6 protein-coding genes and 5 pseudogenes are annotated in these 9,725 nt (G+C 37.0%); 4 read left to right on the forward strand and 7 right to left on the reverse strand.

Annotation, left to right across the window (positions count from 1 at the left end):
- Positions 1 to 49: 49 nt before the first annotated feature.
- The 7 genes and pseudogenes from ACHABW_RS24790 to gabT all read right to left on the reverse strand — a co-directional run.
- Positions 50 to 166: pseudogene (locus ACHABW_RS24790) on the reverse strand (IS1595 family transposase); the annotation flags it as partial.
- Positions 167 to 443: 277 nt separating this feature from the next.
- Positions 444 to 569 (reverse strand): sporulation histidine kinase inhibitor Sda, encoded by a 126-nt coding sequence (gene sda / locus ACHABW_RS24795; protein ID WP_435759583.1) that lies wholly within the window; start codon positions 567 to 569, stop codon positions 444 to 446.
- Between the two features lie 24 nt (positions 570 to 593).
- Positions 594 to 1,180, reverse strand: a pseudogene (locus ACHABW_RS24800) (IS1595 family transposase); the annotation flags it as partial.
- A pseudogene (locus ACHABW_RS24805) lies at positions 1,166 to 1,454 on the reverse strand (nucleoside recognition domain-containing protein); the annotation flags it as partial. The pseudogenes ACHABW_RS24805 and ACHABW_RS24800, both read right to left, overlap by 15 nt.
- 70 nt (positions 1,455 to 1,524) lie before the next feature.
- Positions 1,525 to 1,659, reverse strand: a pseudogene (locus ACHABW_RS24810) (arginase); the annotation flags it as partial.
- A gap of 120 nt (positions 1,660 to 1,779) precedes the next feature.
- Complete coding sequence (locus ACHABW_RS24815; RefSeq protein ID WP_435759585.1) at positions 1,780 to 3,177, reverse strand: NAD-dependent succinate-semialdehyde dehydrogenase; 1,398 nt, start codon at positions 3,175 to 3,177, stop codon at positions 1,780 to 1,782.
- 24 nt (positions 3,178 to 3,201) lie between these two features.
- Positions 3,202 to 4,491: a 4-aminobutyrate--2-oxoglutarate transaminase gene (gene gabT / locus ACHABW_RS24820; RefSeq protein ID WP_435759587.1), complete on the reverse strand. Its 1,290-nt coding sequence runs from the start codon at positions 4,489 to 4,491 to the stop codon at positions 3,202 to 3,204.
- 108 nt (positions 4,492 to 4,599) lie between these two features.
- Between gabT and ACHABW_RS24825 the strand changes: the two genes are divergently transcribed.
- From ACHABW_RS24825 to ACHABW_RS24840, 4 genes and pseudogenes are all read left to right on the forward strand, one after another.
- Positions 4,600 to 6,015: a PLP-dependent aminotransferase family protein gene (locus ACHABW_RS24825; RefSeq protein WP_435759589.1), complete on the forward strand. Its 1,416-nt coding sequence runs from the start codon at positions 4,600 to 4,602 to the stop codon at positions 6,013 to 6,015.
- Positions 6,016 to 7,057: 1,042 nt separating this feature from the next.
- Positions 7,058 to 8,246, forward strand: a pseudogene (locus ACHABW_RS24830) (transposase).
- Between the two features lie 159 nt (positions 8,247 to 8,405).
- Positions 8,406 to 9,434, forward strand: a complete 1,029-nt coding sequence (locus ACHABW_RS24835) for a glyceraldehyde-3-phosphate dehydrogenase (protein ID WP_435759591.1) — start codon at positions 8,406 to 8,408, stop codon at positions 9,432 to 9,434.
- Between the two features lie 72 nt (positions 9,435 to 9,506).
- On the forward strand, positions 9,507 to 9,725 hold a 219-nt coding region (locus tag ACHABW_RS24840), incomplete at its 3' end, for a phosphoenolpyruvate carboxykinase (ATP) (RefSeq protein WP_435759593.1).

Consider the following 9,725-nt stretch of genomic DNA (forward strand, 5'->3'; position numbering starts at 1 on the left):
CAGGAGTTACTTCCATTATTAGATAAAAAGTGGGTGTCCCTTTTTATTCGACCTTGGTCTTTTCAGTACCACGACCACGTTTTCCGCCTTCAGTAGGAGCACCAAAGAAAGCGTCGTCGAGTTCTACAATGCCAGCAAGTGTGTACTCGGAATCCCTTTTTCGCATAGTGGGAATTAATGGAGAGCGAAGTTGAATTAGAGAAATTCAATATGAAAAAAACTACATAAAACTTATGTAGTTTTTTGCAGTATGATAATCAACTTTAATGTATGATTAAATACATTAAAGTTGTATGTGCAGTTAAGCTTATACACTGTTAGGCTAAAGACCATATTGAACAAACGGGGAGAATCCTTTAATTGTGTGAACTTTAAGGAAATAAATTAAGGGATTTCACTGAAAATTTTAAGTGTTAGAGAGAGATTCTGTAATGCATTTAATTTTATGTGTGTATTAATTCTCTTTTGTAGAGTTCTTCAAGTAATAATTCAATAAATTCTTTTGATAATTGTAGTTGTAGAGCTTTTTCATAGGAGTCAATTAATGTTTGATTACTTAATATTGTCATTGTAAATTAAGCCTCACCTTCGTAACCTTCAAATTTACGTAGATTGAATCGATAGCAATATTCATCTAAATAAGCTTGAAGGTGTTTCGAATCCAACCCGTGGAAAGTCCCACCCATAAAGGCTTTGGCATTTGAAAGAACCGTATGAAGCCAATGTAAATGGTCAGGCGTTTTTTTCGCGTCAGAAACCTGGTACTCATGTTTGAATCCTGCGCCTGCTAACGCTCTGTAAGAACGGTAAGCATCACTGCTTATTGTTGCGCCCGGGACAATACGTTTATCTGCAAAATCTACGAGGGATTGACCTTTGATGTCAGGGGTTACTTCCATTTTCAGATAAAGGGGATGTCCCTTCTTATTCAAAGATAAACCAACGATGACCTTGGTCTTTTCAGTACCACGACCACGTTTTCCGCCTTCAGTAGGAGCGCCAAAGAAAGCGTCGTCGAGTTCTACAATGCCAGCAAGTGTGTACTCGGAATCTCGTTTTCGGATAACGGTGAGCGAATCTTGTGGAGCATAAGCAAAGCGGTTTTATAGGTGACTTCAATTTCTTTTGAGAGCTTATACGCTGATATCCCTCGCTTATCATGGGCACCAATAACTGCCGCTTCCCTTTTCGTATAAAAACCTTCTTCATATTGTTTGCTCGTTAATAAAACCCCAATCGTTCCGTCTCCCATCCATGAAGTTAAACAATCTATGGAAGATCCTCCCCGGCAAAGTAAACAAAGGTCTTGTGATCTTATTTAGCAACGATCCAAATAATTCCAACAAACCAAAATTTAATAGCAAAGGAAGAAATAATCCTGCAAATAAGAAAACAGTAAACAATAAAGGTAGAAGGTCAAATAACAATAAAGCACCCGTATCTTCTGACCAAACATGAACCCCATAACTCTGACAAAAAGCCATGCTGGATGGACATGAAACAAATTTTTAAGAAATTCATTCATTATAATAAATTTAGGTCATCAAAGTGATTTTTGCCTAATAAAGAGGTTACTAAGGCAACAGCTACATCTTCTGTTTGATTTTTATTGTCTAGGATTGGATTTATTTCGACGAACTCTGCAGAAGTAACTATTTTTTCCGGCTCAATACCGAAGTCATTTACTAGCTGCATAGGTCTCTTTTATAAACTGTCCATTTTATAGGTTACAGTTCATGGAGAACAGGTGCTTTTTAACTTTCTAGTTACGATAAAAAATCAATGATCAAAATGACCAATAGATAAATATTTCGTTTCTAGATAAGGCTCGATGCCTTCTGATCCACCTTCACGTCCGAGGCCGCTTTCTTTCATACCTCCAAAGGGGACATGGGCACCGGAAGGAGCCCCATCATTCCAACCAATAATCCCGAAATCCAAATGGTCATGCAGATATGTTCCTACTCTATAATCATTTGTAAAGAAATATGCTGCAAGACCAAATGGTGTGCTGTTGGCTATTTCTACAGCCTCTTCAATTTTTTTGAAACTTATGATAGGAATAATTGGACCAAAGGTTTCCTCTTGCATGATAGTCATATTCTCTTTCACATTTTTTAATACGGTTGGATAAACAAAAAAGGAACCTTGTTCAATATTTGCTTTGTACTCATTACCAATAAGGACATTGGCACCTTTCTCGATCGCATCGTTAACTTGTGAGAAGATTTTTTGATACCCTTTTTCGTTGATGATAGGGCCAATATCCGTATCCTTATCCATTCCATTACCGACTATTAATTTGTTTACTGCTTTTGTTAGTCTTTCCGAAAAAGCATCAACAATGTTCTCGTGAACGATGACTCGATTTGCACAAATACACGTTTGGCCAGCATTTCGAAACTTAGAAAGAATGGTTTGCGTTACAGCAAAGTCGAGGTCAGCATCTTCTGCAACAATCAAGGGAGCATGACCTCCTAACTCCATCGTGACATGTTTGACTGTATCGGCACTATTTCTCATTAACAATTTTCCTATAGGAGTAGAACCTGTGAACGTGATTTTGCGTATATACTCACTGTCCGTGAAGAGAGTTCCTACGTCAGGGCCTTTGCCGTTGACATATTGAATGGCATCGTGTGGAATCCCAACTTCATGCGCTAGTTCTACTAATTTCATTGTTGTTAGTGGCGTTTCTTCTGCAGGTTTAACGATGAAGGTACAGCCTGCAGCTAAGGCTGGTGCTGCCTTTCTCGTCATCATCGCAGCAGGGAAGTTCCAAGGTGTAATCGCTGCCACAAGGCCGATAGGCTGATGACTCACTACAATCCGTTTCGTTTCAGAAGAAGCGGGAATCGTACGACCATAGATTCGAGTAGCTTCTTCGGCATACCAATCGATATACGTTGTGGCATAGGTGACCTCGCCTAATGATTCTTTAAGAGGCTTTCCATTTTCTAGGGTCATAACTTCTGCGATGTCTTCTTTGTTTTCTTGGATAATACGTGACCAATCTTTTAACAATTTCGACCGGGTATGAGCATCAATTTTTGACCATTTCTTAAATGCATTATGCCCATTCTTTAAAGCTTGTTTGATTTCGTCTTCTGTGTTCAAGTTTACAATTTCCACTAGTTCTCCTGTAGCTGGATTTAATACTTTAAATTGAGTCGACATTCGATATCACTACCTTCATTATGATTATTCAAAAGCTTTTTCTAGAATTGACAGCCCTTTTGCTAACTCATCATCTGTGATAACTAGCGGTGCCAAAAAGCGAATGACATTCCCTTTTAAACCGGCAGAAAGTAATAAGAGACCATTTTCATTCGCATATTTTGTGATGGCAGCGGTTTTCTGTTTATCTGGTAACTTATCCGTTCGGTTATTTACAATTTCAACTGCAACCATCGCTCCGAGACGACGGATATCCCCCATGAATTCGTGTTGTTTAGAGAGGGATAGCAGTTTTGTTTCTATGTTTTGACCAAGAATCTCTGATTTTTCGAGTAAGTTTTCTTTTTCTATCACGTCTAATACAGCTAACGCAGCAGCACATGCAACGGGGTTACCTGCAAATGTACCTCCTAGTTCACCTGGATTTGCAATATCTAAGATGTCTTTTTTTCCGACAACAGCACTCAATGGTAATCCTGCAGCTAATGACTTGGAAACAGTCATTAAGTCAGGAACAACACCAAAATGCTCCATAGCAAACAACTTTCCTGTTCGGCCAAACCCTGTTTGAATTTCATCAGCTACAAAAACGATGCCATGCTCTTTACAAAATGAGTGCACAAATTGAACGAACCTTTTCGGCGGTATAATAAAACCACCCTCACCTTGAACGGGTTCCATCACGAGACAAGCAACTGTTTCAGGGGCGACGGTTGCCACAAAAAAATCCTTGAATTCTTCAATGATTTGAATGACATAATCATCTTCAGATAAATAACTGGGTTTGTGATAAATGTAAGGGAATGGAGCCTGATAAATTTCAGGTGCAAAGGGACCAAATCCAAGTTTATAAGGCTTAACTTTACTAGTCATTCCCATAGTTAGATTCGTTCTCCCGTGGTATCCACGAGTAAATGTGACTACAGCTTGTCTTTTTGTATATCTTCGGGATACCTTCACAGCGTTTTCGACTGCTTCAGCACCAGAATTCAAGAGTATTGCTTGCTTGTCGAAATGACCAGGTGTTAATTCGGATAGCTTTTCGGCAAGGTTAATATATCCTTCATACATGATTACGTTAAAGCCAGGATGCAGAAACTTCTCTACCTGTTTCGTAATCGCTTCGGTAATCTTTGGGTGACTATGTCCCACATTCAATGTTCCAATCGCACCACCAAAGTCAATCCATTGTCTTTGGTTTAAATCTGTAACTGTTGCCCCAGAAGCATGGTGAGCAATATTTAAATTCCCATTACTAATACCCTTTGGCACATATTTATTTCTTTTATGTTGTAAATCCTCTGTTCTTCCCATCACGATTCCTCCTCATTTATCATTATGTAGACTATTATCACCATTAGTTGGTACAATGAAAAGTGCCAGATCTGATTTTTATTAGGGACCAGATGGAAGGAGAACCTCATGATATTTATTAATATAGATAAAACAGATCCTTCAAAACATATATATCAACAAATTTATAAAGAATTTAAAAATTCGATCCTTGAACGGAAAGTCGCTGAAAATGAGAAATTACCATCCAAAAGAAATTTAGCAGATCAATTAAAAGTTAGTATTAATTCCGTTTCAAATGCCTATGGACAACTTTTAGCCGAAGGGTACATCTATACTATTGAAAGAAAAGGGTACTTCGTTGAAAAAATCACAGAGTTTATTGATCAACATGAAACAGGCGCAATTAATTTCCCCAGTGATTTAAAAGAAAAATTTCAGAGTAAAGAGGGGTGGCTTTCTCTGTCCCATATGACATCGGACATTTCCATGTTTCCTTTTAAAAAATGGTTGATGTATCAAAATCAAGCAATTAAAAACCATAAACAGGAGCTTTCTGAAATTAGCAGTCCTCAAGGACCCTACATTGTAAGAAAGACAATTTCACGTATGATAGCTTTTACTCGTGGTGTGAAGTGCGAGCCAGAACAGATTATCATTGGTGGAGGAACTCAACCATTAGTAAGACAACTCATGAGTTTACTAAAAGAGAATGCAAAAGTTGCCATTGAAAACCCTGGATATTCTCGTATACATGCTGTACTTAAAAGTATGAAATTTGAAGTTGTACCAATTAGCCTAGATAAAAAAGGCGTTGATATTAAAGAAATAGAATCTAGTAGCCCTAATATATTATTTATAACGCCCTCCCACCAATTCCCAACTGGAACCATTATGCCAATATCGAGGCGAATTGAACTCTTGAACTGGGCTTCTCATTCTAATAAGCGATATATTGTCGAGGATGACTATGATAGTGAATTTAAATACGGAACAGATAATATTCCGTCTCTGCAAAGCATGGATCGAAATCATCAAGTTATTTATACAGGGACGTTCTCAAAAAGCCTCTTACCCAGTTTTCGAATCAGTTATATTGTCTTGCCTCCCGATCTCTTAAGAACGTACAAGCAATATTATTCTAATTGGATCCAAGGAAGCAATTTGTTCAGTTTACTTACACTCCATTATTTTATTGAAGGTGGAGACTATGAAAGACATGTCAAACGGATGACCCTTCATTATGAAATGAAACGAAAAATGTTAATTAAACAACTTCTTACAACATTTAAGGATGATATTCATATTAAAGATGTCCCTGCTGGGCTTCATTTTCTTGCTCACTTTAAAACGAGTCAAAAGTATGATGACATTAACGAAAGAGCTAATCGCGAAAAGTTGGAAATTTATTCCATTGAACGGTTTACCTTTGATAGCAAATATAAGGATGATGAAAATAGTATTAGTCTGGTGATCGGATTTGCAACGATTAAAACGGAGGAAATACGTGAGGCAGTGTATAGATTGTATCGTATTATAAAATGATGTGTTATCTCAGGATACTATGTTGTTGCAAAAGGGACTTTCTATATAATCCTCGAATATCTAAGGAAGCATCTTATGGCCTCGTAAGTATTTATTCTTAATTAGAGACAGGGGTAGTTTCTCCACTTTATTTGTGTTTTAGGCTAGATAATGAACATGTAGTTACTCGATTTTTCATCATTATTTCAAAACTCATCGCTGGTATAAACATGTATACATTCATGGTGATCAGGGTGCTAGACACCATCGCGTGAGTATAAAAGATAGAGAATTTTTTAGACTACCAATACATCTTCCACCTAAAATTGAGCAACAATTTAGTAAGTGACTTTAGGTCTGTGGTTTAGATATTTTAACAAAACTGGTACTTTTCTAAAGATAAATGTCTATAAATAAATTGTATGTTAATTTGGTAGACACTTCATTTTCATTGATTTGTTTTGAAAGTTGATCTTCAATAATCAGGCGGATTGTTGATAGAAGTAAGTGAATAGTAATAGAGTAGCTAATAGTTTGTAGCTGCTTTATTTGTTCATAAAATTATAAAGACTAAGCTAGTAGTCCCTCCCAATTTCATTCATATGTTCATGCAAAAACTTTAAAACGCCTCTATCGCTCTTAATGATGTACCATTTTCACGGAGGTATATCATGTACGTCGACTTGTTTAAAAGAGAATATTTATTTCGTTTGAATCTTGTTAATAAAAGCTAAAAATATTTGCTTTATCTAACCTAATCATTTTGCAATTAGCAAAAAAATTCTTCTGTCTAATCGATGAAAAAGATATAGCCGATAGTACATTAGCATTTTGATATACTAAATTACCTATATTTATTGGCATGGAATTTGCATAGTTATTTAGTGAAAGGAGGTTCTCGAAGGCTGGATATCCAGGGGGAATTCCATAGGATACAGAGCTTTAATGTAGAGATTTCCTTTCTTAAATTAAGAGATTTTTAAAAGTTAATAGTGAATTTATTCTATTGTCATGGGAATATTCCTAGAATTACTATGTGAATCAATTTCATAATTCGGAGCCTATGGCCCCGATACGACAAGAGAGCCTACTAAGTATAGATGTTTTATATTTTAGAACCTACCCTACGTTATGAACTCTTTGCAACGATTTCTATTGCTCCCATTTTACAGGTAGTGGGTAAAAAAATCGCGATTTGGTCCACCGGAAACACTGAACTATCCAGCAATAGTCCATTCATTAATCATCCGTTATGTGGAAAAGATCAGTGAAGTGAAACTTTTATTAAACGTCTGAAAGATGACGAAGGATTTAAGCGAGATTGCGGATTTGGTGTGGCATATCCTGTTCCTTCGGAAGCATCTTTCTCGCGAGTCGTTAAAAAGATCAAAGGTACCGATGTATTGAAAAAAATTAACCACCAAATCGTCCATGAAGCCAAACGCGAGCCGAAAAAGCGTGGCCGTAAAAGAATATGCAAAATAGATGAAATAAAAAAAAGCTCATGAGGCCTCTCTTCCGTTTCAAAAAAATTGAAGAACAGTGACTGTAAAAAGGTCTTTTGGTATGGATTCAAAGGGCATATTGCTGTCGAAACAAGCAGTCAATTTATTCTAGAATTTCTCCTATCCAGTGGTAACTTAAATGATTGGAAAGCAGCTATTCCCCTATTGAAAGGGATATATGATCACTATCCTCCCTTTCAGATCGGTCACGCCACGATGGAAGCTGGCTATGATTACCCAGCAATCTATGAACTGATCCATCGTATGAACGATTATTCGGTCATGGCTTACAATAAGCGGAATGAACCTGAGACACTTGGATTTAATAACACTTTGCCCCAACTTGTGTAAGAGAACACTCTTATCGGTATGACAGCTTCGATCAAACATTAAAATTCACACGAACAAAAGAATATCGAAAGTGTCCACTCTCACGATTCACTCTGTCAAAAAGTCTTTAAAATCAAGGTTGAAACGGATCTACGCCGATATTCAGCTCCGGCAAGAGGTTCCGAATCATGGAAGAACCTTTATAAGGAACGAAGTTCCTCTGAACGTGTGCTCGCGTACCTAAAAAAACATTTCCAGCTCAATAATGTACGATATCGGACAGGAGAAAGAGCAAAAGTTCATTTTGAATTTGCCACACTCGTTCACAATGCTATGAAACCGGCTGGTTTGAGATTGAAAACAAAGGTCACAAAAGTAGAAAAAGCAGCTTATAAGTTCAAAAAAAGAGCTATTTGATTATTGTGCATTTCTGAATTCATTTAAGAGAATGCATTATGAAATTGGCTCAGTTATTAAAAAAATGGTAGTATGCCATGAATTTATTTTCATTAATGTTATACTATATATGAAAATAGACCATTTAGTATAACTCAATTAAGAGGGGGATTTATTTACATGATTAATGTTGCTGTTAATGGATTTGGCCGTATTGGAAGAATGGTATTTCGTCAAGCGATAAAAGAAAGCTCATTTCAGGTTGTAGCAATTAATGCGAGCTATCCGGCAGACACGTTAGCACACCTTATTAAGTATGACACCGTACACGGAAAATTTGACGGTACAATAGAGGTATTTCAAAATAACTTATTGGTGGATGGTAAGTTGGTTCAACTTCTTAATCATCGTAATCCGCAAGAACTTCCTTGGAAGGAACTAGGCATAGATGTTGTGATTGAAGCAACAGGAAAATTTAATGCAAAAGAACAAGCAAGTCTGCACCTAGAAGCAGGGGCAAAGAAGGTTATTTTAACAGCTCCCGGTAAAAATGAAGATGTTACTATTGTAGTTGGTGTAAACAACAGGCAATTGGATATCACAAAACACGATGTTATCTCAAACGCCTCCTGTACAACCAATTGTCTTGCTCCAGTCGTTAAGGTGTTAGATGAACAATTTGGCATTGAGAATGGCTTAATGACTACTGTACATGCATATACAAATGATCAAAATAATATTGATAATCCACATAAAGATTTACGTAGAGCTCGTGCTTGCGCACAATCTATTATTCCAACTACAACAGGTGCTGCTAAAGCTTTAGCAAAGGTACTACCACATTTAACCGGAAAATTACATGGTATGGCACTACGTGTTCCGACTCCAAATGTATCGCTTGTAGACCTTGTAGTAGACGTAAAATGTGATGTGACAGTGGAACAAATTAATAATGCCTTTCAGACTGCTTCCCAAGGATCGATGAAGGGTATTATAGAGTTCTGTAATGAGCCGCTTGTGTCAGTAGATTTCAATACAAATCCAAGTTCGTCTGTTATTGATAGTTTATCTACAATCGTTATGGGAACCCGTAAGGTAAAGGTTCTTGCCTGGTATGATAATGAGTGGGGCTACTCCTGCCGCGTAGTAGACCTCGTAAAGCTAGTAGCAGATCAGTTTGCTAGCCAAAAAAATATGCAACATATTTAAGGGATGATCCCATAACATAACTATTTATAGGAATTGGAGTTTTTATTAAAAAGACAAAAGGATGGTATGTATATGAGTACTATGAAGGCCCAAATTGAATTACATGAGTTATTAAATGGACGCAATGCACAGGTTCAATTAAGTGTTTCGCAGCTAGTAGAAAAAGTAATAATGAGAAAAGAAGGAAAATTAACTTCTACTGGCGCTGTTTCTGTATCAACAGGTAAATACACAGGTCGTTCTCCTAAAGATAAATTCATTGTGAAAGAAGCATCCACTGAAGACAAAATT

It is taken from the genome of Salipaludibacillus sp. CF4.18, assembly GCF_051262595.1.
GTDB classification, from domain to species: domain Bacteria; phylum Bacillota; class Bacilli; order Bacillales; family Salisediminibacteriaceae; genus Salipaludibacillus; species Salipaludibacillus neizhouensis.

Bases quoted from the DNA above. Each gene is read 5' to 3' on its own strand.
- ACHABW_RS24835 (WP_435759591.1), top strand. From the start codon at position 8,406: ATGATTAATGTTGCTGTTAATGGATTTGGCCGTATTGGAAGAATGGTA.
- ACHABW_RS24815 (WP_435759585.1), bottom strand. From the start codon at position 3,177: ATGTCGACTCAATTTAAAGTATTAAATCCAGCTACAGGAGAACTAGTG.
- gabT (WP_435759587.1), bottom strand. From the start codon at position 4,491: ATGGGAAGAACAGAGGATTTACAACATAAAAGAAATAAATATGTGCCA.
- ACHABW_RS24825 (WP_435759589.1), top strand. From the start codon at position 4,600: ATGATATTTATTAATATAGATAAAACAGATCCTTCAAAACATATATAT.
- sda (WP_435759583.1), bottom strand. From the start codon at position 569: ATGACAATATTAAGTAATCAAACATTAATTGACTCCTATGAAAAAGCT.